The organism is Shinella sp. M31, from assembly GCF_049199205.1.
GTDB lineage: Bacteria > Pseudomonadota > Alphaproteobacteria > Rhizobiales > Rhizobiaceae > Shinella.
Genome location: NZ_JBLZPH010000131.1, coordinates 1 through 22,398, shown reverse-complemented (window position 1 = coordinate 22,398; position 22,398 = coordinate 1). Strand labels below are relative to the sequence as shown.

20 protein-coding genes and 1 riboswitch are annotated in these 22,398 nt (G+C 66.2%); of the genes, 9 read left to right on the top strand and 11 right to left on the bottom strand.

The genetic code is table 11. The annotated features are described in order from the left end of the window. Nucleotides 1-3 precede the first annotated feature (3 nt). The 3 genes from ACOZKU_RS20755 to metH all read left to right on the top strand — a co-directional run bounded on the left by ACOZKU_RS20755 (nucleotide 4) and on the right by metH (nucleotide 4,795). Nucleotides 4-186, top strand: coding sequence for a hypothetical protein (locus ACOZKU_RS20755; protein ID WP_314089805.1), 183 nt, complete (start codon nucleotides 4-6; stop codon nucleotides 184-186). A gap of 202 nt (nucleotides 187-388) precedes the next feature. Beyond that, nucleotides 389-605: riboswitch (cobalamin riboswitch) on the top strand. Between the two features lie 99 nt (nucleotides 606-704). Further along, nucleotides 705-920, top strand: a complete 216-nt coding sequence (locus ACOZKU_RS20750) for a hypothetical protein (RefSeq protein WP_421580483.1) — start codon at nucleotides 705-707, stop codon at nucleotides 918-920. A gap of 83 nt (nucleotides 921-1,003) precedes the next feature. Further along, a complete protein-coding gene (gene metH, locus ACOZKU_RS20745) occupies nucleotides 1,004-4,795 on the top strand; it encodes a methionine synthase (RefSeq protein ID WP_421580482.1) in 3,792 nt (1,263 codons plus the stop codon). A gap of 4 nt (nucleotides 4,796-4,799) precedes the next feature. Here the strand turns inward: metH and ACOZKU_RS20740 are convergent, their stop codons facing one another. Beyond that, nucleotides 4,800-5,834, bottom strand: coding sequence for a YeiH family protein (locus tag ACOZKU_RS20740; protein WP_421580481.1), 1,035 nt, complete (start codon nucleotides 5,832-5,834; stop codon nucleotides 4,800-4,802). 78 nt (nucleotides 5,835-5,912) lie between these two features. Between ACOZKU_RS20740 and ACOZKU_RS20735 the strand changes: the two genes are divergently transcribed. Beyond that, nucleotides 5,913-6,785 carry a LysR substrate-binding domain-containing protein gene (locus tag ACOZKU_RS20735; RefSeq protein WP_421580506.1) on the top strand — a complete coding sequence of 291 codons (873 nt, stop codon included), beginning with the start codon at nucleotides 5,913-5,915 and terminating at the stop codon, nucleotides 6,783-6,785. Here ACOZKU_RS20735 and cobM read toward each other — a convergent pair. Beyond that, nucleotides 6,782-7,546 carry a precorrin-4 C(11)-methyltransferase gene (gene cobM, locus ACOZKU_RS20730; RefSeq protein WP_421580480.1) on the bottom strand — a complete coding sequence of 255 codons (765 nt, stop codon included), beginning with the start codon at nucleotides 7,544-7,546 and terminating at the stop codon, nucleotides 6,782-6,784. The genes ACOZKU_RS20735 and cobM overlap by 4 nt on opposite strands. Nucleotides 7,547-7,549: 3 nt before the next feature. After that, complete coding sequence (cbiE, locus tag ACOZKU_RS20725) at nucleotides 7,550-8,815, bottom strand: precorrin-6y C5,15-methyltransferase (decarboxylating) subunit CbiE (RefSeq protein WP_421580478.1); 1,266 nt, start codon at nucleotides 8,813-8,815, stop codon at nucleotides 7,550-7,552. On the opposite strand from cbiE, the gene ACOZKU_RS20720 reads away from it, so the two are divergent. Beyond that, complete coding sequence (locus ACOZKU_RS20720; protein ID WP_421580476.1) at nucleotides 8,799-9,569, top strand: cobalt-precorrin-6A reductase; 771 nt, start codon at nucleotides 8,799-8,801, stop codon at nucleotides 9,567-9,569. The genes cbiE and ACOZKU_RS20720 overlap by 17 nt on opposite strands. Here the strand turns inward: ACOZKU_RS20720 and ACOZKU_RS20715 are convergent. The 6 genes from ACOZKU_RS20715 to ACOZKU_RS20690 all read right to left on the bottom strand — a co-directional run bounded on the left by ACOZKU_RS20715 (nucleotide 9,533) and on the right by ACOZKU_RS20690 (nucleotide 14,718). Beyond that, nucleotides 9,533-10,297: a precorrin-3B C(17)-methyltransferase gene (locus ACOZKU_RS20715; protein ID WP_421580475.1), complete on the bottom strand. Its 765-nt coding sequence runs from the start codon at nucleotides 10,295-10,297 to the stop codon at nucleotides 9,533-9,535. The two genes, ACOZKU_RS20720 and ACOZKU_RS20715, sit on opposite strands and share 37 nt — an antisense overlap. After that, nucleotides 10,294-11,022, bottom strand: a complete 729-nt coding sequence (locus ACOZKU_RS20710) for a precorrin-2 C(20)-methyltransferase (protein ID WP_421580473.1) — start codon at nucleotides 11,020-11,022, stop codon at nucleotides 10,294-10,296. The genes ACOZKU_RS20715 and ACOZKU_RS20710 overlap by 4 nt, the downstream gene beginning before the upstream one ends. A 2-nt stretch (nucleotides 11,023-11,024) precedes the next feature. After that, entirely contained in the window at nucleotides 11,025-11,657 is a 633-nt protein-coding gene (locus ACOZKU_RS20705) for a precorrin-8X methylmutase (RefSeq protein ID WP_421580471.1), read from the bottom strand. Further along, nucleotides 11,654-12,991, bottom strand: coding sequence for a precorrin-3B synthase (gene cobG / locus ACOZKU_RS20700; RefSeq protein ID WP_421580469.1), 1,338 nt, complete (start codon nucleotides 12,989-12,991; stop codon nucleotides 11,654-11,656). Before cobG ends, ACOZKU_RS20705 begins: the two co-directional genes overlap by 4 nt. Further along, nucleotides 12,988-13,767 carry a precorrin-6A synthase (deacetylating) gene (gene cobF / locus ACOZKU_RS20695; protein WP_421580468.1) on the bottom strand — a complete coding sequence of 260 codons (780 nt, stop codon included), beginning with the start codon at nucleotides 13,765-13,767 and terminating at the stop codon, nucleotides 12,988-12,990. The genes cobG and cobF overlap by 4 nt, the downstream gene beginning before the upstream one ends. A 129-nt stretch (nucleotides 13,768-13,896) precedes the next feature. Continuing rightward, the gene (locus ACOZKU_RS20690; protein WP_421580466.1) at nucleotides 13,897-14,718 is read right to left on the bottom strand and encodes an AraC family transcriptional regulator; all 822 of its coding nucleotides are present in this window, start codon (nucleotides 14,716-14,718) and stop codon (nucleotides 13,897-13,899) included. Nucleotides 14,719-14,829: 111 nt separating this feature from the next. On the opposite strand from ACOZKU_RS20690, the gene ACOZKU_RS20685 reads away from it, so the two are divergent. Beyond that, nucleotides 14,830-16,029: an MFS transporter gene (locus ACOZKU_RS20685; protein WP_421580464.1), complete on the top strand. Its 1,200-nt coding sequence runs from the start codon at nucleotides 14,830-14,832 to the stop codon at nucleotides 16,027-16,029. A 71-nt stretch (nucleotides 16,030-16,100) separates the two neighbouring features. Here ACOZKU_RS20685 and ACOZKU_RS20680 read toward each other — a convergent pair whose 3' ends face one another. After that, the gene (locus ACOZKU_RS20680) at nucleotides 16,101-17,384 is read right to left on the bottom strand and encodes an NAD(P)/FAD-dependent oxidoreductase (RefSeq protein ID WP_421580462.1); all 1,284 of its coding nucleotides are present in this window, start codon (nucleotides 17,382-17,384) and stop codon (nucleotides 16,101-16,103) included. Nucleotides 17,385-17,503: 119 nt separating this feature from the next. Next, nucleotides 17,504-18,400, bottom strand: a complete 897-nt coding sequence (locus ACOZKU_RS20675; RefSeq protein ID WP_314089837.1) for a LysR family transcriptional regulator — start codon at nucleotides 18,398-18,400, stop codon at nucleotides 17,504-17,506. 117 nt (nucleotides 18,401-18,517) lie between these two features. Here ACOZKU_RS20675 and hglS point away from each other — a divergent pair, with 117 nt between their 5' ends. The 3 genes from hglS to ACOZKU_RS20660 all read left to right on the top strand — a co-directional run. After that, nucleotides 18,518-19,915 (top strand): 2-oxoadipate dioxygenase/decarboxylase HglS, encoded by a 1,398-nt coding sequence (gene hglS / locus ACOZKU_RS20670; RefSeq protein WP_421580460.1) that lies wholly within the window; start codon nucleotides 18,518-18,520, stop codon nucleotides 19,913-19,915. 11 nt (nucleotides 19,916-19,926) lie between these two features. Then, nucleotides 19,927-21,345, top strand: coding sequence for an FAD-binding oxidoreductase (locus tag ACOZKU_RS20665; protein WP_421580458.1), 1,419 nt, complete (start codon nucleotides 19,927-19,929; stop codon nucleotides 21,343-21,345). Between the two features lie 20 nt (nucleotides 21,346-21,365). Beyond that, nucleotides 21,366-22,398, top strand: a 1,033-nt coding sequence (locus ACOZKU_RS20660; RefSeq protein WP_421580457.1) for an aldehyde dehydrogenase family protein, incomplete at its 3' end; no start/stop codon positions are given.

Below are 22,398 nucleotides of genomic sequence, written 5' to 3'. Positions count from 1 at the left end.
GCCATGTTGAACCATCCGGAAAAGGCCTGTGCGCCGGAAGGTTTTTTGCGGGCAGGTTTCGTCTCTGTGCCGCGATCAGCCATGACACCATACGGCGCCCTGGCGGCGCGAATGGTGGAAACATGGCTCAGGCGACACGCTGATTGGCATCCTGGCCGCGTGGTGCATGAAAACGGCATTTTTTAGCCGTAAGGACAGAGACTTGCAACATCTGAGCGTGTCGGGATGGCTCGGCATCGGCCCTCATCTGCGGTTTTGGTGAATCACGCCCTCGCCGCGGGACGAGCGAGGGGCAGGAGGCAGGCGAAGGTTCAAATGCGCCGCGGTGAAAAAAGTTCCAGGCCTGTGCATTGTGTCCTCGTATCCTTGACTTGCCCGCCGCACCAAGCCAGTCTCCGGCCGTCAGGGTCTTCCGAGTCGCAAACGGCTCGGAGGCTAAGAGGGAAGCCGGTGCGATGCTCCAACGAGGATCAAGACCGGCGCTGCCCCCGCAACTGTGAACGGCGAGCCGATGTCGCTCCATGCCACTGGTGTGAACCACCGGGAAGGCGAGACAAAGGCAATGACCCGCAAGCCAGGAGACCTGCCCTGACACGTCTGTAACGTCCATGGGCGGGGTGTCCCAAGGGTGCGCTTGTTGTCACCTTCGGGTGAAATCCATGAGCGTGCGTCCGGTCATCCCCCAATTTTCGATTGGGGAAAAAATGTTTCAATTCACCGAACTCAAGCCATCCGGCACCGGCAAGCCGGAATCCGTCTTCATCTCCTGGCTGCTCTGGCAGCCACGCGGCGCCGACCTCGCGGTCGAGGCGCTGAAGGAGGTGGACAAGCTTGCCCGTTGCCGAAGTGCCGATCCCGATATCATCCGTCTCAAGGCGATGTTCGCCTCGCTTGCCGGGGCGGATGGACCGATGCACTAGGTCACTCGCATAAAGACATATTGACATAAAGATATCTTTATGTGAACTCCGGTGTAGTCTTGCCTGCACCGGAGGGTTTTCCCATGGCCGTTTCCTACCTGGACGATCTGTTCGGCCCAAAACAGCCGAAGCGGGACGGTCGCGCAATCCGCGCCGCCCTCGAAAACGCGGCCCGTGAAAGAATCCTCGTGCTCGACGGCGCCATGGGCACGGAAATCCAGACGCTGAAGCTGGTCGAGGACGATTTCCGCGGCGACCGCTTCGGCGATTGCGCCTGCCACCAGCAGGGCAACAACGACCTCCTGACGCTGACCCAGCCCGGCGCGATCGAGGACATCCATTATCGCTACGCGCTCGCCGGCGCCGACATCCTCGAGACCAACACCTTCTCCTCCACCACCATCGCCCAGGCCGATTACGGCATGGAGGACATGGTCTATGAGCTGAACCGCGACGGTGCCCGCCTTGCCCGTCGCGCCGGCCTGCGCGCCGAGCAGAAGGACGGCAAGCGCCGCTTCGTCGCCGGCGCGCTCGGCCCGACCAACCGCACCGCCTCCATCTCGCCCGACGTCAACAATCCCGGCTATCGCGCCGTCAGCTTCGACGATCTCCGTATCGCTTATGCCGAGCAGCTGCGCGGCCTCATCGACGGCGGCGCCGACATCATCCTGATCGAGACGATCTTCGACACGCTGAACGCCAAGGCGGCGATCTTCGCGACGCGCGAGGTCTTCGAGGAAAAGGGCATCGATCTGCCCGTCATGATCTCCGGCACCATCACCGATCTCTCCGGCCGCACCCTGTCCGGCCAGACGCCGGAGGCCTTCTGGAATTCGGTCCGGCATGCCGATCCCTTCTCCATCGGCCTCAACTGCGCGCTCGGCGCCAATGCCATGCGCGCCCATCTCGCGGAAATTTCCGCCGTCGCCCAGACCTTCGTCTGCGCCTATCCCAATGCCGGCCTGCCGAATGCCTTCGGCCAGTATGACGAGACGCCGGACGAGATGGCCGCCCAGATCGAAGGTTTTATGCGCGACGGCCTGGTCAACGTCGTCGGCGGCTGCTGCGGCTCGACGCCCGACCATATCCGCGCCATCGCCGAGGCCGCGTCGCGCCACAAGCCGCGCGCCATCCCCGATATCCCGCGCCACATGCGCCTCTCCGGTCTCGAACCCTTCACGCTGACGGAGGCCATTCCCTTCGTGAATGTCGGCGAACGCACCAACGTCACCGGCTCGGCGAAATTCCGCAAGCTGATCACGGCGGGCGACTATGCCGCCGCCCTCGACGTCGCCCGCGACCAGGTGGCGAACGGCGCGCAGATCATCGACATCAACATGGACGAGGGCCTGATCGATTCCGGCAAGGCGATGGTCGAATATCTCAACCTCATCGCCGCCGAGCCCGACATCGCCCGCGTTCCCGTGATGATCGACTCGTCCAAATGGGAGGTGATCGAGGCCGGCCTGAAATGTGTGCAGGGCAAGCCGCTGGTCAATTCCATCTCGCTGAAAGAAGGCGAAGAGGCCTTCCTGCACCATGCAAAGCTGGTGCGCGCCTATGGGGCCGCCGTCGTCGTCATGGCCTTCGACGAGACAGGCCAGGCCGACACCAAGGCGCGCAAGGTGGAAATCTGCACCCGCGCCTACACGCTCTTGACCGAGGTCGCCGGCCTTGCGCCCGAGGATATCGTCTTCGACCCGAACATCTTCGCCGTGGCGACCGGTATCGAGGAGCACGACAATTACGGCGTCGACTTCATCGAGGCGACGGCCGAGATCACCGCGACCCTGCCACATGCCCATATCTCGGGCGGCGTCTCCAACCTGTCCTTCTCCTTCCGCGGCAACGAACCGGTGCGCGAGGCGATGCACGCCGTCTTCCTCTACCACGCCATCCAGGCTGGCATGGACATGGGCATCGTCAATGCCGGCCAGCTGGCGGTCTACGACACGATCGAGGCGGACCTGCGCGAAGCCTGCGAGGACGTGGTGCTGAACCGCGTGCCGAAGGCCGGCGGCACCGCGACCGAGCGCCTGCTCGATATCGCAGAGCGCTTCAAGGGTGCGGCGGGCAAGGAAGCCCGCGAGCGCGACCTCGCCTGGCGCGAATGGCCGGTGGAAAAGCGGCTGGAACATGCCCTCGTCAACGGCATCACCGAATTCGTCGAGGCGGATACGGAGGAGGCCCGGCAGAACGCCGAACGCCCGCTGCACGTCATCGAGGGGCCGCTGATGGCCGGCATGAACGTCGTCGGCGACCTTTTTGGCGCGGGCAAGATGTTCCTGCCGCAGGTCGTCAAATCCGCCCGCGTGATGAAGCAGGCCGTCGCCGTGCTGCTGCCCTATATGGAAGCGGAAAAGCGCGCCAATGGCGGCAGCGCCGAACGCCGGAGTGCCGGAAAAATCCTGATGGCCACCGTCAAGGGCGACGTGCACGATATCGGCAAGAACATCGTCGGCGTCGTGCTCGCCTGCAACAATTACGAGATCATCGACCTCGGCGTCATGGTGCCGGCGACGAAGATCCTTGAGACCGCAAAGGCCGAAAAGGTCGATATCATCGGCCTCTCGGGCCTGATCACCCCGTCGCTCGACGAGATGGTGCATGTCGCGACCGAAATGGAGCGCGAAGGCTTCGATATCCCGCTGCTGATCGGCGGCGCGACGACCAGCCGCGTGCACACCGCGGTCAAAATCCACCCCCGCTACGACCGCGGCCAGACCGTTTACGTCACGGATGCCAGCCGCGCCGTCGGCGTGGTCGGCAGCCTGCTGTCTGCCGATATGAAACCCGGTTACGTCGAGACTTTGAAAGCGGAATACCGCAAGGTGGCGGATGCCCATGCCAGAAGCGAGGCCGAAAAGCAGCGCCTGCCGCTCGTGAAAGCCCGCGACAATGCCTTCAGGGCCGACTGGTCCGCCTACCGGCCGAAGAGGCCGTCCTTCCTCGGCACCCGCGTCTGGCAGGACTGGGACCTCGCCGATCTTGCCCGCTACATCGATTGGACACCCTTCTTCCAGACCTGGGAGCTGAAGGGCGTCTATCCGAAAATCCTCGACGACGAGAAACAGGGCGCCGCCGCCCGCCAGCTGTTTGCCGACGCGCAGGCCATGCTGGAAAAAATCATCGCGGAAAAATGGTTCACGCCCAAGGCCGTCGTCGGCTTCTGGCCGGCCGGCAGCGTGGGGGACGATATCAGGCTCTTCACCGATGAGGCACGCGACACGGAGCTTGCGACCTTCTTCACGCTGCGCCAGCAGCTCTCCAAGCGCGATGGCCGGCCGAATGTCGCACTCGCCGATTTCGTCGCGCCTGCCGACAGCGGCAAACCGGATTATCTCGGCGGTTTCGTCGTCACGGCCGGCATCGGCGAGATCGCCATTGCCGAGCGCTTCGAGCGGGCGAACGACGACTACAACTCCATCCTCGTCAAGGCGCTGGCCGACCGCTTCGCCGAAGCCTTTGCCGAGCGCATGCATGAAGTCGTGCGCAAGGAACTCTGGGGCTACGCATCGGACGAGACCTTCGCTCCGACCGATCTCATCGGCGAGCCCTATTCCGGTATCCGGCCGGCACCCGGCTACCCCGCCCAGCCGGACCACACGGAAAAGACGGCGCTCTTCCGGCTGCTCGATGCGGAAAACGAAATTGGCGTGACGTTGACGGAAAGCTTTGCCATGTGGCCGGGCTCCTCCGTCTCCGGCCTCTATATCGCGTCACCCGAAAGCTACTATTTCGGCGTCGCCAAGGTGGAGCGCGATCAGGTCGAGGACTATGCGCGGCGCAAGGGCATGGCGGTCGGCGAGGTCGAGCGCTGGCTGGGTCCGGTGCTCAACTACATACCGGCGACCGCACGGGAAAACGCGGCCTGAGGTTTCAGGCCGTCGCAAGGTTGAGCAGCAGCACCATGGCATAGCTTGCGGACGCCAGCACGCCGAGCGACAGGATGACCGCGGCCGTCACCCGCGGCCCGGCGCGCATCACCCGGCGCAGATCGATGCCGAGGCCAAGGGCTGCCATCGACAGGATCGTCAGCCCCGTTGCCACGCCGTTCATGCGCGCGGCGAGGGCCGCATTGATGAGGCCGAGGCTGCGGGCAACGAGGAGCGCGAGGAAGCCGAGGATGAACCACGGCACAAGCCGATGCAGCGCCGGGCGTTCGCCCCTAGCCTTGCCTGAGACGAGCGACAGCAGGAAGATGACCGGGCCAAGCATCAGCACACGCACCAGCTTGACGAAGGTGCCGATCTGGATGCTGAGCGCCGAGACCGGCGCGGTCGCCGCCAGCACCTGCGGCACCGCATAGACCGTCATGCCCGCCATCACGCCATAACCCGTCGCCGAAAGGCCGAGCAGCGGCACCAGCACCGGCAGCAGCAACACGGTGAGCATGCCGAGCACGGCGGTGAAGGCGATAGAGGAAGCGACATCCTCGGCATCGGCGCGAATGACCGGTGCCGTCGCCGCGATGGCCGAGTTTCCGCAGATCGAATTACCGCAGGCGACCAGAAGAGCGACGGACCGGGAAAGGCCGAGGCCACGCCCGATGGCATAGCTGGCGACAAGGGCGACGCCCACCACCAGCGCGATGGCGCCGATGAGCGGCAGCCCCATTTCCATCACCGCCGCTGCGCTGACGCTGGCGCCAAGCAGCACGATGGCCACCTCCAGAAAATACTTCGCCGAAAAGGCGACGCCCGGCTCGAACGCTTCCGGCCGGCGCAGGAAGAGACGGCAGAGCGCGCCGATGAGGATCGCCAGCACCAGCGCCTCGATCCATGTGCCGCCGGTCAGCCACAGCTCCAGCCGCTCGGACGCCAGCGCAAGGCCGGAAACCGCTGCCGAGGCCAATACGCCCGGCAACAGGGATCGAATTCCAGGATTTTCACAATTATTGGCTGAATTTTCCATGCATCGAGGATGCTCTTGAAAATTCATTCGATCCATCGGTAAATATCGGACATTTCATTCGATTGGATCGAACATATGATGACGCTGGAACAGCTGCGCATCTTCGTCGCCGTGGCGGAGCGAGAGCACCTGACGCAGGCCGCCGATGCCCTCAACCTCACGCCTTCGGCCGCCAGCTCGGCAGTCCGCGTGCTGGAGGAGCGCTACGGCATCGCCCTCTTCCACCGCACGGGCCGGCGGATCGCGCTGACCGAGACCGGCCAGGCCTTCCTGCCCGAGGCGAAGGCGACGCTGGCGCGCGCCGCCAGCGCCGACCTCTTCCTCACCGAGATAGGCGGCCTGAAGCGCGGGCGGCTGACGCTCGCGGCAAGCCAGACGGTCGGCGGCTCCTGGCTTCCGCCGAGGCTGATGCGTTTCAAGGCGGCCTACCCCGCCATCGATATCCAGCTCATCACCAGCAACACCGAGCAGGTGGCCGAGACGGTTCTGGAGGGACAGGCGGAACTGGGTTTCGTCGAGGGAACGGTCGAGCATCCGGCGCTGTCGCAGCGCATCGTCGCCCGCGACCGGCTGGTGATCGTCGCGCCGGTCGGGCACCCGCTCGCCGGCGGCAGGGCCGATGCCGAGGCTCTTGCCGCAGCGCGCTGGGTGCTGCGCGAACCGGGTTCGGGCACACGTAGCGCCCTCATTGCCATGCTGGCAGTGCATGGCGTGCAGGAGGAAGCCCTGGACGTGACGCTCTCGCTGCCCTCCAACGAGGCCGTGCGCAGCGCGGTACTGACGGGCGGCGTGCTGACGGCGGTTTCGCTTGCCGTGGTGGAGGACGACATCGCCGCCGGGCGACTGGCGCCCGTCGGCTTCGACCTGCCGGAACGGGCTTTTCGCCTGCTGCGGCACAAGGAGCGTTATCGCTCGAAGGCGTCCCTCGCCTTTGAGGAAATCCTCGCCTAAAGTCCGTCGCGGCCTCGGAACCGGCGCTGGTAGGCGGGGTCGTAGAGCGAGCTTTCGCGAAAATCCTCCGCCGCCAGCGAGCGGCCGACGAAGATCAGCGCCGTGCGCTCGATCGGCTCTTGCGCCACCTTCGCCGCGATATCGGAAAGCGTGCCGCGCACCACGCGCTCATCCGGCCAGGAGGCCTTGACGACGATCGCGACCGGGCAATCGGCGCCGTAAAGTGGCGTGAGCTCCGTCACCACCTGGTCGAGCGCATGGATGGCAAGGTGGATGGCGAGCGTCGCCCCCGTCGCGCCGAACCCCTGCAGGGTCTCGCGGTTCGGCATGGGCGAGGCGCGGCCGGAAACGCGGGTGAGCACGAGGCTCTGCGCGACGGCGGGAATGGTGAGCTCGCGGCCGAGCGCCGATGCCGCCGCCGCAAAGGAGGGCACGCCCGGCGTCATCGTATAGGCGATGCCGTTCTTCTCCAGCCGGCGGATCTGCTCGGCAACGGCGCTCCAGACCGAGAGATCGCCGGAATGCAGCCGCGCCACATCCTCGCCCGCCGCGGCCGCCTTGACATATTCCGCCTCGATCTCGTCGAGCGACATCGGCGCCGTGTCGATGATGCGGGCGCCGGGCGGGCAATATTGCAGAAGCTCCGGCGAGACGATCGAGCCGGCATAGAGGCAGACGGGGCATTTGCCGATGAGATCGCGGCCGCGCACGGTGATAAGGTCGGCGGCGCCGGGGCCGGCGCCGATGAAGTGAACGGTCATGTCCTAGTCCTTGAGTTTGCCAGCCGGCTTGACCCAGCTCCATTGCGTGACCGGCATGGCCGGCCGCCAGCCCGTCATCTGCCCGACGGGCGATGCGCGGGCGATATCGATGCGGATGAGCGATCCACCGAGCCGGGCATGATGGGCAAGCAGCACCGCTTCCATCTCCGTCGTCACCGCATTGGCGACCAACCGGCCGCCGGGTTTCAGCCCGGCCAGCGCCGCCTCCATCACCCCCGCCTCGCTGCCGCCGCCGCCGATGAAGATCGCGTCAGGCGCGGCAAGCCCCTCCAGCGCGTCAGGCGCCATGCCCTCGACGACCACGAGACCCGGCACGCCAAAAGCCTGCGCATTGCGCCGGATGCGGGCCGCGCGCTCGGCATGGCCTTCGATGGCGATAGCCCGGAGGGACGGGTCGGCCAGCATCCACTCGATGCCGATGGAGCCGGAGCCGCCGCCGACATCCCACAGAAGCTCGCCGCGCCTCGGCGCCAAGGCCGAAAGCGTCAGCGCCCGCACCTCGCGCTTGGTGATTTGCCCGTCGTGCTCGAACAGCGCATCGTCGAGACCCGGAGTGAACGCGAGTATCCGTGCCGCACTGTCAGCCGAAACCTCCACCGCACAGACATTCAGCATGTCTGCATCGGCAAGCGCAAAGCTCTGCGCCTGATGGCTGCTCACCCGCTCCCGCGCCCCCCCGAGCGCTTCGAGAACCGTGAGCGCCGAGCCGCCGAACCCGCTTTCGGAGAGCAACGCCGCCAGCGCCGCCGGGCCGTCGCTGTCCGAGGTCAGCGCGAGGATGCGGCTGTCGGGATGCAGATGCGGGCGGATGAGATCGAGCGGACGACCATGCAGCGAGACACAGACCGTGTCCTGCAAGGCCCATCCCATGCGGGAGGCCGCGAGGCTGAAGGCGGAGGGGGCGGGAAAAACCTGCATCTCCGCCCGCGCGATGCGCCGCGACAGCGTGACGCCGACGCCATAGAAGAACGGATCACCCGAAGCGAGCACGACCACCGGCCGCCCGCGCGCGGCAAGCACCGCCGCGACGGAGCGTTCGAAGGGGCTCAGCCATATATGGCGCTGGCCAGTTATGGCAGCATCCGCCAGTTCCAGATGCCGCGCGCCGCCGAAGACGATCTCGGCGCGGCCGATCGCGGCCTTGGCCTCGTCGCCGAGACCGGCTAGACCGTCCTCGCCGATCCCGACGATGGAAAGCCACGGAGCGGCGGAAACAAGAGGTCGATCAGGCGTGGACAAGCGACGCATCCTCATTCTGGGCGGCACGACGGAAGCGCGCGATCTGGCCGGACGCCTTGGCGAAAAACCCGGTCTCGCCGTCACGCTGTCGCTCGCCGGCCGCACGCTCGATCCCGTCCCGCAGCCCGTGCCGGTGCGAACCGGCGGCTTCGGCGGCGCCGAGGGGCTTGCCGCCTACCTTGAATCGCATGCGATCGATCTCCTGGTCGATGCCACGCATCCCTTCGCCAAACGGATTTCCGCCAATGCCCGCGCGGCCAGCAGTATGACCGGCATCCCGCTGCTGCGGCTGGAGCGGCTCGGCTGGGAAGAAGTTCCCGGCGATCGCTGGACGCGTGTTGCGTCGGTTTCCGATGCGGTGACCGTGCTCGGCGAAGCGCCGCGCCGTGTCTTCGTGACCATCGGACGGCAGGAGGCCAAGGCCTTCGACGCGGCCCCGCAGCACCATTATCTCGTGCGTAGCGTCGATCCGGTCGATCCGCCGCTCGAGGCACCCGATGTCGAATACCTGCTTGCCCGCGGCCCCTTCGCCGTCGAGAACGAGATCGCCTTGCTGCGCGACAAAGGGATCGACGTGATCGTCAGCAAGAATTCCGGTGGAGAGGCCACGCAGGCTAAAATCGCCGCCGCCCGCGCCCTCGGCCTGCCCGTCCTGCTCATCGAGCGGGCGGCGGTCGCGGATGACCACCGCGCCGAAACGGTCGAGGATGCGGTGCGGCTCGTCGATCATTTGCTCGCGTCCTTCAGGAAACGCGGCGTATAAACGAGGTCGCCCAAGCCGGGACGGGCGATGACACGGGTTTCCGGCGAGCCGATGACGACGCAGGTCGCCATGTCCGCGCGGTCAGCATCGGCCTCGCCGAGCGGCATGACGAGCATGCGCTCATCCGGCCGGCCGGCGGCGCGGCCGAAAATGACGGGCGTCGTCGCCGGCAAGGTCTCGCGCAGGATCTCGAACGCCCGGCCAAGTTGCCAGGGCCGCGCCTTGCTGATCGGGTTGTAGAGCGCGATCACCAGCCCCGCCTCGGACACCAGGCGCAGCCGTTTCTCGATGATGTCCCAGGGCTTGAGATTGTCCGACAGCGAAATAGCGCAGAAATCATGCCCGAGCGGCGCGCCGATGCGGGCGGCGACGGCGAGCATCGCGGTGACACCCGGCACGACCGTCAGGTCGACCGACTTCCATTCCTCCGGCCCGGCATCAATGGCCTCGCAAACGGCCGCCGCCATGGCGAAGACGCCGGGGTCGCCGCCCGAGACGACGCAGACATTCACACCCTCGGCGGCCCGCGTCAGCGCCGCCTGTGCACGGTTCAGTTCCTCACGGTTGTCGGAAGCGACCTTGATCTGGTCCGGCCGAAGGTTCAGCCGGTCGATATAGGGAAAGTAGCCGAAGAATTCAGTCGATGCCGCGACGGCGGCAAGCGCTTCCGGCGTCAGCTGGTCCGGATTGCCGGGGCCGGTGCCGATGACGAAGAGTTTGCCCGTCATGCCCGCGCGCTCCAGCCCGGCACGAGCACGAGCGAGAAATAGGGGGCGGTGTCGTCGAGCTTTTCCGAAAGGCGCATGGACTTGCTCGTCGCCATGGTGCCGCGCTCGACATAGATAGCCTCGCCGAGGCGGCCGGCGTCCGAGAGCGCGCGGCGAATCTTCGGCAGGTTGCGGCCGACCTTCATGATGACGGCCGCCTCGGTATCGGCGAGCCGGCGCGACAGCTCTTCCTCACGCATCGTGCCCGGCAGCACGGAGAGCACGTCATCGCCCTGCACGATGGGCAGGCCCGACAGCGACCAGCAGCCGGACATCGCCGTGATGCCGGGAATGACCTCCGTCGGGAAACGGTCTGCCAGCCGCACATGCAGGTGCATGTAGGAGCCGTAGAACATCGGATCGCCCTCGGAGAGGATCGCAACGGTGCGGCCGGCGGCAAGATGCACTGCCACGGCGGCAGCGGAGGCGTCGTAGAAGGCCGTGATCTGGCTCTTGTAGTCGTCGTGATCCTTGTCGATTTCCGTCGTCACGGGATAGTAAAGCGGCAGCTCCACCATGCCGGGCTTCAGCAGGCCCTCGACGATCGCCCGGCCATTGCCCGAGCGGCCGGCCTTGGCGAAATAGGCGAGCACGTCGGCCTCGCCGATCGCCCGCACCGCCTTCAGGGTCAGAAGCTCCGGATCGCCCGGCCCCGTGCCCACGCCGTAAAGTCGTCCCGTCGTCATCGTCATACTCCCGGCCGTGCGAGCGAATTGAGGGCGGCGGCCGTCATGGCGCTGCCGCCGAGGCGGCCGCGCACGATGGCGAAGGGCACGCCGTAGGAATTGTCCGCCAGCGCATCCTTGGATTCCGCCGCCCCGACGAAGCCGACGGGCATGCCGAGGATCGCCGCCGGTTTCGGCGCGCCGTCGCGCAGGAGTTCGAGCAGGTAGAACAGCGCGGTCGGCGCATTGCCGATGGCGACGACGGAGCCGGCCATGCGCTCGAGCCACAGGCGGATGGCGGCCGCCGAGCGGGTATTGTCGATCTCTTTGGCGATGTCGGGCGTGCGCGGATCGCGCAGCGTGCAGACGACGTCGTTGTTGGCCGGCAGGCGGGCGGCGGTGACGCCGCGCGACACCATTTCCGCATCGCAGAAGATCGGTGCACCGGCCTGGAGGGCACCGCGCGCCGAGGAGACGAAATCCGGTGAGAAGACGAAATGCGCTGCCGCCTCGACGAGACCGGCGGCATGGATCATGCGCACGGCGACATCCGCCTCTTCTTCGGAGAAGCGCGCAAGGTCGGCCTCGGCGCGGATGATCGCGAAGGATTTTTCATAGATGGCCGTGCCATCCTTGATGTAGTCGTAATCGGTCATTGTTGGCCTTGATATGCGGAAACGAAAAGGGCGGGCGCGGTGCGGTCGATCAGGCTTTTCGCCGTCTCATGGCCGTCCCGGCGATCGCGCGAGAGGGTGCCGAGACGCTGGATCGCCGGCACGAGGCCGTCGGCGGGAACGGTGGACAGCGCCGGGTCGGACGCCTTGCCGTTGACGACAAGGCCGACGCCCTCGGCCGTGCCGCTCAGCGTGACAGCGGCGCGGGCCGGATGGGCGCAGCCCTTGGGGCAGCCGGAAACATGCACATCGGCGGAACCGTCGAGCAGGTCGGCGGCATGGGCGACAAGCGCATCGGCGGCGGCATGCGTATCGAAACGGGCGGAGGCGCAACCGGCAGCGCCGGCGCAGATCGAAACGGAGCGGCCGGGCGCCTTGGCCGTGCACCAGAAACCTTCGCGCTGCGCCGCATCCTGCGCGGCGGCAATTGCAGACTCGGAAAGGCCGCGCACCAGCAGCGTGCGATGCGGTGCAAGGCGAAATTCCGTGGCACCAAAGGCCGAGAGGCTTCGCACCAGCGCGGCAAGGCGGTCTGCATGCATTTGGCCATAGGCCGGGGAGACGCCGAGAACGGGCCGAGTGTCTATATGGTGGACGCCAATCGGATGGTTCGGGATGGTGGCCGCAATGGGCATTGCTGGCGCATTCAAGCGGGCGGCCAATGCGGACGAATCGAGATCGCGTCCGCGTGTGCCCGCACCGGCCGCAGCCAGCGCCGCCACGACCGTCATCGTGCCTTCAACTGCCGTTTCAGGCGATAGCAAAGCGAGAGGCTGTGCCGTTTCCCGGTCGCCGCCGACCGACAGGCGCCAGGCCACCGCATTGTTCGTCTCGACAGCATCGAGCCTGATATCGGCGACTACATCGGCAAGCGACAGCACGCCGCCGCCATCGACGACGACGGCGAGTTTTGGCGCGAGCATGAGTGCGGCAGCCGCGATAGCATTACGCAAGGCATCGGCGACCGGCGTGGCGTCGGCGATCTCGGAGGGATCGATCCCGGAGAGCGCTGGCGTTTCGATGGCGACACCTGTCTGCGGCACGATGCGGGCGGCCGCAAGACCTTCGGCAAGGCGCGGCACCGTCTCCAGCGTCAGGCCGCGCAGCTGGATATTGCCGCGCGCCGTGATTTCGATGAGGCCATTGCCGGTTTCGCGGGCAAGATCGGCCAGCGCGAGAAGATCATCGGCCGTCAGCGCCGCCGCGACCGGGCGCAGGCGCACCAGAAAACCGTCGCCGGTGCGCATGGGCGCGGCAAGCGACGGGCAGGCGCCCCGCCGCAACGTGCCGGGATCGCAGGCAAGCGCCGTGGTCATGCGGCGCCCTCTTCGCCTTCAGTGGCGGGTCGGCGGATCAGGTAGGTATCCATGATCCAGCCATGCTCCTCGCGCGCCGTGCGGCGGGTTTCGGCGATGGTCTCGGCCATGTCGGAAAGGCGGCCGGACAGCAGGATTTCGTGCGGCGTGCCGAGATAGGCGCCCCACCAGATCTCCGCTTCGGGATCCTCGACGGTGCGGAACGCCTGCACGCCGTCGAGCATGACGAGCGCATCGCGCGCGCCCTCCGGCCAGCCCTCGGAAAGCCGCCGGCCGGTGGTGATCTCTACGGGGAGGCCGATGCGGTTGAGCGCGATGCCGTGGCCGGCGCAAAGCGCCTGCACGCTGGTGATGCCGGGAATGACCTCCATCTCGAAAGCGACACGGCCGGCGGCGCGCACATGCTCGACGATGCGCAAGGTGCTGTCGTAGAGCATCGGATCGCCCCAGACGAGCAGGCCCAGCGTCTGATCGTCGCCCACCTCGTTGACGAGCGTGCGTTCGTAGATCGCGGCGATGGCATGGTGCCAGTCGTGAACGCCGTCCTCGTAGGACCCATCGGCGCGGCGCACCGGCACGGCGTAATCGAGGATTCGGCAGGCGTCATTGGTGAGAAAACGATCGCAGATATCGCGGCGCGCGTCGGCGAGAAAGGCCTTCTCGACGCCCTTGGTGGGGATCAGCAGCACATCCGCCCGGTTCAGCGCGTTGATCGCCTGAACGGTCATGTGCTCGGGATTGCCCGCGCCAATGCCGATGACCAGTATCTTTCTCAAAATCCGTCTCCCGTGCGGCTTGCGCTCCCGGTCTGCGGCCCGGTGTGGGTCCCGCATCCCCTTCCTAATCCCAAATGCGACAGGAAAACAGCCCCCGGATCGCGTCCTTTGCCGGTCTGTTTGAGACGGTCAGGCGGCTTTGCGGCTGGTGAGATAGGCGCGCGGCGAGGTGCCGAGCATGCGCTTGAACATGGTGGTGAAGGCCGGCACGCTCTCGTAGCCGGCGTCGAGCGCCACGCGCGTCACCGGCTCGCCGGCGGCAAGTCTTGGCAGACAGGCGAAAAGGCAGGCCTGCTGCCGCCAGGTGACGAAGCTGACGCCCATCTCCTCGCGAAAAAACCGCGTGAAGGTGCGCCGGCTCATGTGGAGATGCCGCGCCCAGTCGTCGATCTTGGCCATGGGCGAGGGGGTTGCGACGAAATCGCGGCAGAGGCCGGCAAGCCGCCCGCTTGCGGGAAAGGGCAGACCCAGTCGGCGCTCCGGCAGGCGGCCGATCTCGTCGAGCAGCAGCGCCATCACCAGCTCTCCGCGCCCGCGATCCTCCGCAAGCGCGCCCTTGCGCACGGCCTCGGCGAGCAGCTGGCGCGCCAGATCCGTCACCTCGAGCACGGCAGGCTCCTCGGAGGCCGCGCGGCCCTCCGGCGAATAGATATAGACCGAGCGCATGCTGACATCGCTCGCCATCTCGACGGAATGCTCCAGTCCGCGCGGGATGAGCAGCGCATGGCCGGGCGGGATCATCCAGCGCCCGCGGTTCGTCGAAACCAGCACGACGCCGGAGAAGACGCAGAGAAACTGCGTGCGCCGATGGCGATGCGGCGGCACGGTGTAGCCGCCCGGAATATCCGAACTGTGGACCAGAACGTCCTCGTTCGATTGTTCCATGCGGGAAAGGTTGCGGATGTGGTCGTCATCGAGCGCTTTCAGGCGCGCCGGCGTCAATTTTTCCATATTTGGCCCACTCGCGTAAGAAATGGACCTCAGCACAAAAGCAGGCCGCGCGCAATCCTTGTATGGAAACGGCAAATCGCGCCGCCTGCGGCGAACATTTCGAGGCTCCCCATGTCGACAGTCGTCCCGGCCGCGCCCTCCCGCGCCGCCGCCACCACCTATTCCATCATCGTTGCGGTCAGCGCCTGCCACATGCTGAACGACATCATGCAGTCGCTGCTGACGTCGCTCTATCCGCTGCTGAAGGAAAACTACGCGCTCGATTTCGTGCAGATCGGCCTGCTCACCATGGCCTTCCAGGTCACGGCCTCGCTGCTGCAGCCGGCCGTCGGCATCGTCACGGACCGCTGGCCGATGCCCTTTTCCCTGCCGGTCGGCATGGGCAGCACCTTTGTCGGCCTCATCATGCTGGCTTACGCGCATTCCTTCCCGGTCCTGATCCTCGGCGCCTCCCTGATCGGTCTGGGTTCGGCGATCTTCCATCCGGAATCCTCGCGCGTCGCACGCCTCGCCTCGGGCGGCCGCCATGGCCTCGCGCAGTCCATGTTCCAGGTCGGCGGCAATGCCGGCACGGCGCTGGGTCCGCTGCTCGCCGCCTTCATCGTGCTGCCTTTCGGGCAGACGAGCGTCGCCTGGTTCTCCGCCGTCGCGCTTGTCGGCATGGTCATCCTGACCTGGGTCGGCAACTGGTATGCCGGCGAACGCCGCCTTGCCGCCGGCCGCCCCGCCGCCAGCCGTGAACTCCCCCTGCCGCGCGGCAAAGTCGCCTGGGCGCTGGCGGTGCTCGTGCTCCTGACCACCACCAAGAACGCCTATCTCGCCAGTATTTCGAGCTACTTCACCTTCTACACGATCGGCCGCTTCGGGCTCGACGTGCAGCAGGCGCAGCTGATGCTGTTCCTCTTCCTCGGCTCCTCGGCGCTCGGCGTCTTCATGGGCGGCCCAATCGGCGACCGGTTCGGCACGCGCTTTGTCATCTGGTTCTCGATCCTCGGCGTCATTCCCTTCGCGCTGATGCTGCCCTATGCCAACCTGTTCTGGACGGGCGTGCTGACGGTGATGATCGGCCTGATCTTCTCCTCGGCCTTCTCGAACATCGTCGTCTTCGCGCAGGAGCTGGTGCCGGGCCGCGTCGGCATGATCGCCGGCATCTTCTTCGGCTTCGCCTTCGGCGCCGGCGGCCTGGGTGCCGCCCTGCTCGGCGGCGTCGCGGATCGCCACGGCATCGACTTCGTCTTCCAGGTCTGCTCCTACATGCCGCTGCTTGGCATCCTCACGATCTTCCTGCCGCGCCTGCCGGCCAAGCACTGAGACTTTTGCCTCCAGCAAACAAAAACGCCCGGCAGCGATGCCGGGCGTTTTTGTTTGAAGCACATTGCTTTTTAAAGCCGGGCGCCCGCAAAATGGGCGATCTGGGCGCCAAGCTCGTAATAGCCTTCACGCGCGGAGCGGAAGGACTGGGCCGCCGGGTCGGTGACCGGCAGCGGCAGGTCCTTCTCGGCGATCGAACCGGAAATCAGTTCGGCCAGCGTGCGGCCAAAGACGGTGCCGGGTGCAATGCCGCGGCCGTTATAACCTGAGAAGCCAATGACGTTTTCGGCCAGGCGATGGAAGCGCGGCAGGTTGTCCGTGGTCATGCCGATCTTGCCGTACCACTCCGCCTCGAAGGCGACGTCGCCGATTTCGGGGAAAAGCTTCTTCAGTGCGCGGCGCGCCCAAGCCTTGTGGATGCCGGTGCCCGTGCCGCGCAATGCGCCGACGCTGCCGAACACGAGGCGCCCGCGCTTGTCGAAGCGGAAGGAGGAGAGCACGTCCTTGGTATCCCAGGCGCCCTGCTTTTCGGGCAGGATCTTTGCCTGAAGCTCCGGCGAAAGCGGCACGGTGGCGAAATTGAAGTAGGGCAGGTGCACGAGTTCGGCGCGCACCTCGTTCCACGGCGCGACCGTATAGGCATTGGTGGCGACCACGACCCAGTCGGCCGTCACGGAACCGCGCGCGGTGTTGACCGTCCAGCGTTTGCCGTTGCGCTCCGCGCCCGTCACCGGGCTTGCCGTGAAGACCTGCGCCCCCGCCGCAATCGCCGCGCGGGCGAGGCCGCGCGCATAGGCGAGCGGCTGGATCGTGCCGGCGCGCATGTCGAGCAAGGACCCCGTATAGGCGTCCGTACCGACCTTCACCGCGGTTTCCGCCGCATCGAGCAGGCGCACCGGCGCACCGCGGCGCGCCCATTGTTCGGCGCGCTGCTTCAACTCGTCGAGACCGGACTGGCCGACGGCGCAATGCAGGGTGCCGACCGGGTTGATCTCGCAATCGATGGCGTGCTTTGCGACGAGATCGAACACGGCGCGCGGCGCATTGCCGAGCAGTTCAAGCAGCCGGCTGCCGTGCAGCTCACCCAGAACGCCCGGAAGTTCGTCGGGCATCACCCACATACCGGCATTGACGAGGCCGACATTGCGGCCCGAGCCGCCATAACCGATCTCCGCACCTTCCAGCAGGACGACGCGCGTGCCGCGCTCGGCCAGATGCAGCGCCGTCGAAAAACCGGTGTAGCCGCCGCCGACGATGACGACATCCGCCTCGGCCTTGCCCGAAAAGGCGACCGTTTTAGGGGCGGGCGGGGCGGTCATCTCCCAAAGGCCATGGGAGCGCGGGTCGTTGAGCATGGTGGTCTGTCTTTTCGAAAAAGGAGGATGTTTCGCCGCACAATCGGCCATGCGGCCCGCCGACTAAAGCAAAAAAACAGAACGGGGTCATGCACCGCCTGCATGATGACCTTTAAAGCCTATGCCGGAACCTGCTTGGCGATCCAGGCGCGGAACGCCTGGCTGAGCGGATTTTCCAGCTTGCCCTCGGGCACGACGAGATAATAGCTGTTCTCCGTCTCCATCGGCCGGTCGAAGACCAGCGCGAGACGGCCGCTCGCAAGCTCCTGCTCGATGAGATATTTCGGCAGGAGCGCAAAGCCCAGGCCGGCGACGGCCGATTCGATGACCATGGAGAACTGGTCGAAGCGATGGCCGCGATAGGCCGTGTCGGCGGAGGCCCCGTTCAGCTCGAACCACTGCGCCCAAAGCTTCGGACGGGTCGCGAGATGCAGCAGCGGCGCCTTTTCCAGATCCTTGGGGTCGTCGAGCGGCCAGGATTTCAGGAGTTCCGGGCTGGCGGCCGGCAGGATGATTTCGCTGCACAGATAGGAGCAGGCCGCGCGCGCCCAGACGGGCTGGCCGTAGTGGATGGCGAGGTCGAAATTCTCCTCGTCGAAATCGAACGGGGCGGAACGCGAGGCGATGTTGATGATCGTGCCGGGATTTTCCGCGAGGAAACCCGGAATGCGCGGCGTCAGCCAACGGCTGCCGAAGGTCGGCAGCGTGGCGATGGCGAGGCTATGTTCGGAGGACGCGGACGCCATGGCGCGCAGCATGGTCTCTTCCGTCTGGTGCAGGAGCTTGCGTACCTCCGGCAGGAAGCGCCGCCCGTCATCCGACAGCACCACGCGCTGGCGCACACGCTCGAAGAGCAGCACGCCGAGCTGTTCCTCGAGGTCCTTGATCTGGCGGCTGACGGCACTCTGCGTGAGGTTCAGCTCGTGCGCGGCCTGCGTGAAGGAGCCGTGGCGCGCGGCACATTCGAAAGCTTGCAGCGTGGTAACGTCAGGGATTAGCCTTCGACTGAGCTTCATTCTTTCCTCGCATCAACATAGTCAGAACGGTCGCAATCGCTTGGGGAAACGATCCGGTATGATCCGTTTTGAGAATGAACAGGGCCCTCCCACCCTTGTAAGACGAGACCGTTCGCCATGAAAGCAAATTCTTACATTTCCGCCGACAAGATCCGCTCGGATTTCTCCGCCGCCATGTCCGCCATGTATCGCGACGAGGTTCCGGCTTATGGTACGCTGATGTCGCTGGTTGCGAAAGTGAACGACGAGACGCTCGCCGCCGACCCGCATTTGAAGACGCGCCTCGAAGCCACCGATTCGCTGGAGCGCATCTCCGAGGAGCGCCACGGCGCCATCCGCCTGGGCACGCCGGAAGAACTTTCCATGATGCGCCGGGTCTTTGCCGTCATGGGCATGTTCCCCGTCGGTTATTACGATCTCTCCACGGCCGGCGTTCCGGTTCACTCCACCGCGTTCCGTCCGGTCGGCGCCGAAAGCCTCAGTCGCAACCCCTTCCGCGTCTTCACCTCGCTGCTGCGTCTCGACCTGATCGCCGACGAAGCGCTGCGCGAAGAGGCCGCTGCGGTTCTCGCCGCGCGCAAGATTTTCACCGACGAGGCCGTGAGGCTGGTCGAAAAGGCCGAGCGTGACGGCGGCCTCGACGCCGCCGATGCTGCCCGTTTCGTGACCGAAGTGCTGGAAACCTTCCGCTGGCACGACCACGCCATCGTCAGCACCGACATGTACAAGCGCCTGCACGATGCGCACCGCCTGGTCGCCGACGTCGTCTCCTTCAAAGGCCCGCATATCAACCACCTGACGCCGCGCACGCTCGATATCGACAAGGTCCAGGCGCGCATGCCGGAAGAAGGCATCGCGCCCAAGGCCATCGTCGAGGGCCCGCCGACGCGCGAATGCCCGATCCTGCTGCGCCAGACCTCGTTCAAGGCGCTGGAGGAGGACGTGTCCTTCATCGGTGAGGACGGCAGCTGGCAGAAGGGCTCGCACACTGCCCGCTTCGGCGAGATCGAGCAGCGCGGTGTGGCGCTGACCCCGAAAGGCCGCGCGCTCTACGACAAGCTCCTGAACGACACCCGCGCCCGCGTGCGTCCGGCCGCCGACGGCTCCAACGCCGCCGAATACGAGGCAGCGCTTGCCGACGTCTTCAAGGCCTTCCCCGATACGTGGAACGGTATCCGCCAGGCGGGTCTCGGCTATTTCCGTTATTCGCTCACGGAAAAGGGCCAGTCCGTCACCGGCCGCAACGCTGATCTGGAAACCGCCATCGAAGCGGGCCTCATCCAGTTCGACCCGATCGTCTACGAAGACTTCCTGCCGGTCAGCGCCGCGGGCATCTTCCAGTCGAACCTCGGCGACGACGCGACGCAGGATTTCGTCGCAAGCCCCAACCAGGTGATGTTCGAGCGCGATCTGGGCGCCACGGTTCTGGACGAATTCGCCCATTATGCCGGCATCCAGCGCGCCTCGCTTGAAATGTGCCTCGGCATCGTCAACATGGCCGCCGCTGCAGAGTGACGGACGAAAGCATGATCGAGGCAAGCCACATCGCGGACTTGAAAAGCCTGCTCGGCGAGAAGGGTCTTCTCACCGCGCCCGCAGACCTTGCCGCCTATGAGACCGGCGCGCGCTACGACAAGGGCCGCGCCGCCTTCGTCGCACGCCCGGCAACGACCCCCGAAGCCTCCGCCGTGGTTGCCTATTGCGTGAGGAACGGCATCCCGCTCATCCCGCAATCCGGCAATACCGGCCTCGTCTCGGGCTCGACGCCTGACGACAGCGGCCGCCAGGGCGTTCTCAGCCTCGACCGCCTGACCGCCCCCTTCGAACTCGACCGCGTCAACCGCACCATCAAGGCGGGTGCCGGCGTTCGTCTCTCCGACCTCAACGGCAAGCTCGAGGACACCGGCCTGTTCTTCCCGATCGACCTCGGCGCCGACCCGCGCCTCGGCGGCATGATCGCGACGAACACCGGCGGCTCGCGTTTCCTGCGTTACGGCGACGTACGCCGCAACACGCTGGGCCTCACCGTGGTTCTCGCCGATAAGGCCGGCACCGTGCTCGATCTCTCGTCGGACCTGCGCAAGAACAACACCGGCGTTGACTGGAAGCAGCTGTTCATCGGCACCTCGGGCGCCTTCGGCATCGTCACCGAATGCGTGCTGAACCTCGAGCCCGCCCCGAAACAGTCGGCAACCGCCCTGCTCGTGCCCGCCTCGCCCGCTGAGGTCGCGACGCTGCTGGTCGCCATGGAAGACGCGCTCGGCAGCTATCTCTCGGCCTTCGAGGGCATGTCCGGCAATGCCATCAGCGCCGCGCTCGACCACGTGCCCTCGCTGCGCAATCCCTTCCAGGGCGGCATCGTGCCGGATTTCGTCATCCTCGCCGAAATCTCCCGCTCCACGCCGCCGCGCGAAGGCGAGCAGCCGCTCGATGCGGTGCTGGAGGACGTCCTGGCCGCCATCTGGGAGCGCGAGGACGCGCCGCTCGCCGATGCCTTCGTCGGCCCGCCGCATGAAATCTGGGCGCTGCGTCATGCGCTGTCCGAGGGCGTGAAGCATAGCGGGCGATTGATCGCCTTCGATCTGTCCTTCCGCCGGGGTGACATCATGCCCTTCCTCGCCCATATGAAGGCGGAAATGCCTGACCACTTCGAAGACGTGACGATCTGCGATTTCGGCCATATCGGCGATGGCGGCGTGCACTTCAACCTCGTCGTCGCGAAGGACGATCCCCGCCTTGCCGATCCCGATTTCGAGGCGGACCTGCGCGCCTGGGTCTTCACCGTCGCGGTCGAAAACTTCGGCGGCAGCTTCAGCGCCGAACATGCCATCGGCCGCAAGAACCAGGCCTTCTACGACCAATACACCCCGGAAAAAATCCGCGAGCTTGCGGCCGGGCTGAAAACCATCACCTCGCCGGGTCCGCTCGGCGCCATGACCTTCTAATAACATCAGGGAGATACCCCATGACGAAAGTCGACGTGAAAAAGGAAACCGAAGCGCTTCTCGACAAGCTCGGCGTTGCCCGCGGCCTGTGGCAGGGTGGCGACATGGCCTCCTTCAGCCCGGTCAGCGGCGAAGAGATCGGCAAGCTGAAGACCGTTTCGGGCGCCGAGACCGACAAGGCCATCGACGCCGCCCATGAAGCCTTCAAGGCCTGGCGCCTTGTGCCGGCTCCCAAGCGCGGCGAACTCGTTCGCCTGCTCGGCGAAGAACTGCGCGCCGCCAAGGCCGATCTCGGCCGCCTCGTCTCCATCGAAGCCGGCAAGATCACGTCCGAAGGTCTCGGCGAAGTGCAGGAAATGATCGACATCTGCGATTTCGCCGTCGGCCTTTCCCGCCAGCTTTACGGCCTCACCATCGCCACCGAACGCCCCGGCCACCGCATGATGGAAACCTGGCATCCGCTCGGCGTCGTCGGCATCATCTCCGCCTTCAACTTCCCGGTCGCCGTCTGGTCGTGGAATGCGGCGCTGGCGCTCGTCGCCGGCAATTCCATCGTCTGGAAGCCCTCCGAAAAGACGCCGCTGACCGGCCTCGCCTGCCAGGCGATCCTCGATCGCGCGCTGGCCCGCTTCGGCGATGCGCCGGCGAACCTCTCCCAGGTCCTCATCGGCGACCGCACCATCGGCGAAGCCCTCGTCGACAACCACAAGGTCGCGCTCGTCTCGGCCACCGGCTCCACCCGCATGGGCAAGGAAGTCGGCCCGCGTCTCGCCAAGCGTTTCGCCCGCTCGATCCTCGAGCTCGGCGGCAACAATGCCGGCATCGTCTGCCCCTCCGCCGACCTCGACATGGCGCTGCGCGCCATTGCCTTCGGCGCCATGGGCACCGCCGGCCAGCGCTGCACCACGCTGCGCCGCCTCTTCGTACACGACAGCGTTTACGACCAGCTCGTGCCGCGCCTGAAGAAGGCCTATACCAGCGTTTCCGTCGGCAACCCGCTGGAAACCGCGGCCCTCGTCGGTCCGCTCGTCGACAAGCAGGCCTTTGACGGCA

Coding starts and splice junctions, on each gene's coding strand:
- ACOZKU_RS20755 (WP_314089805.1), top strand. CDS start 4: ATGTTGAACCATCCGGAAAAGGCCTGTGCGCCGGAAGGTTTTTTGCGG.
- ACOZKU_RS20750 (WP_421580483.1), top strand. CDS start 705: ATGTTTCAATTCACCGAACTCAAGCCATCCGGCACCGGCAAGCCGGAA.
- metH (WP_421580482.1), top strand. CDS start 1,004: ATGGCCGTTTCCTACCTGGACGATCTGTTCGGCCCAAAACAGCCGAAG.
- ACOZKU_RS20740 (WP_421580481.1), bottom strand. CDS start 5,834: ATGGAAAATTCAGCCAATAATTGTGAAAATCCTGGAATTCGATCCCTG.
- ACOZKU_RS20735 (WP_421580506.1), top strand. CDS start 5,913: ATGACGCTGGAACAGCTGCGCATCTTCGTCGCCGTGGCGGAGCGAGAG.
- cobM (WP_421580480.1), bottom strand. CDS start 7,546: ATGACCGTTCACTTCATCGGCGCCGGCCCCGGCGCCGCCGACCTTATC.
- cbiE (WP_421580478.1), bottom strand. CDS start 8,815: ATGCGTCGCTTGTCCACGCCTGATCGACCTCTTGTTTCCGCCGCTCCG.
- ACOZKU_RS20715 (WP_421580475.1), bottom strand. CDS start 10,297: ATGACGGGCAAACTCTTCGTCATCGGCACCGGCCCCGGCAATCCGGAC.
- ACOZKU_RS20710 (WP_421580473.1), bottom strand. CDS start 11,022: ATGACGACGGGACGACTTTACGGCGTGGGCACGGGGCCGGGCGATCCG.
- ACOZKU_RS20705 (WP_421580471.1), bottom strand. CDS start 11,657: ATGACCGATTACGACTACATCAAGGATGGCACGGCCATCTATGAAAAA.
- cobG (WP_421580469.1), bottom strand. CDS start 12,991: ATGACCACGGCGCTTGCCTGCGATCCCGGCACGTTGCGGCGGGGCGCC.
- ACOZKU_RS20690 (WP_421580466.1), bottom strand. CDS start 14,718: ATGGAAAAATTGACGCCGGCGCGCCTGAAAGCGCTCGATGACGACCAC.
- ACOZKU_RS20685 (WP_421580464.1), top strand. CDS start 14,830: ATGTCGACAGTCGTCCCGGCCGCGCCCTCCCGCGCCGCCGCCACCACC.
- ACOZKU_RS20680 (WP_421580462.1), bottom strand. CDS start 17,384: ATGCTCAACGACCCGCGCTCCCATGGCCTTTGGGAGATGACCGCCCCG.
- ACOZKU_RS20675 (WP_314089837.1), bottom strand. CDS start 18,400: ATGAAGCTCAGTCGAAGGCTAATCCCTGACGTTACCACGCTGCAAGCT.
- hglS (WP_421580460.1), top strand. CDS start 18,518: ATGAAAGCAAATTCTTACATTTCCGCCGACAAGATCCGCTCGGATTTC.
- ACOZKU_RS20665 (WP_421580458.1), top strand. CDS start 19,927: ATGATCGAGGCAAGCCACATCGCGGACTTGAAAAGCCTGCTCGGCGAG.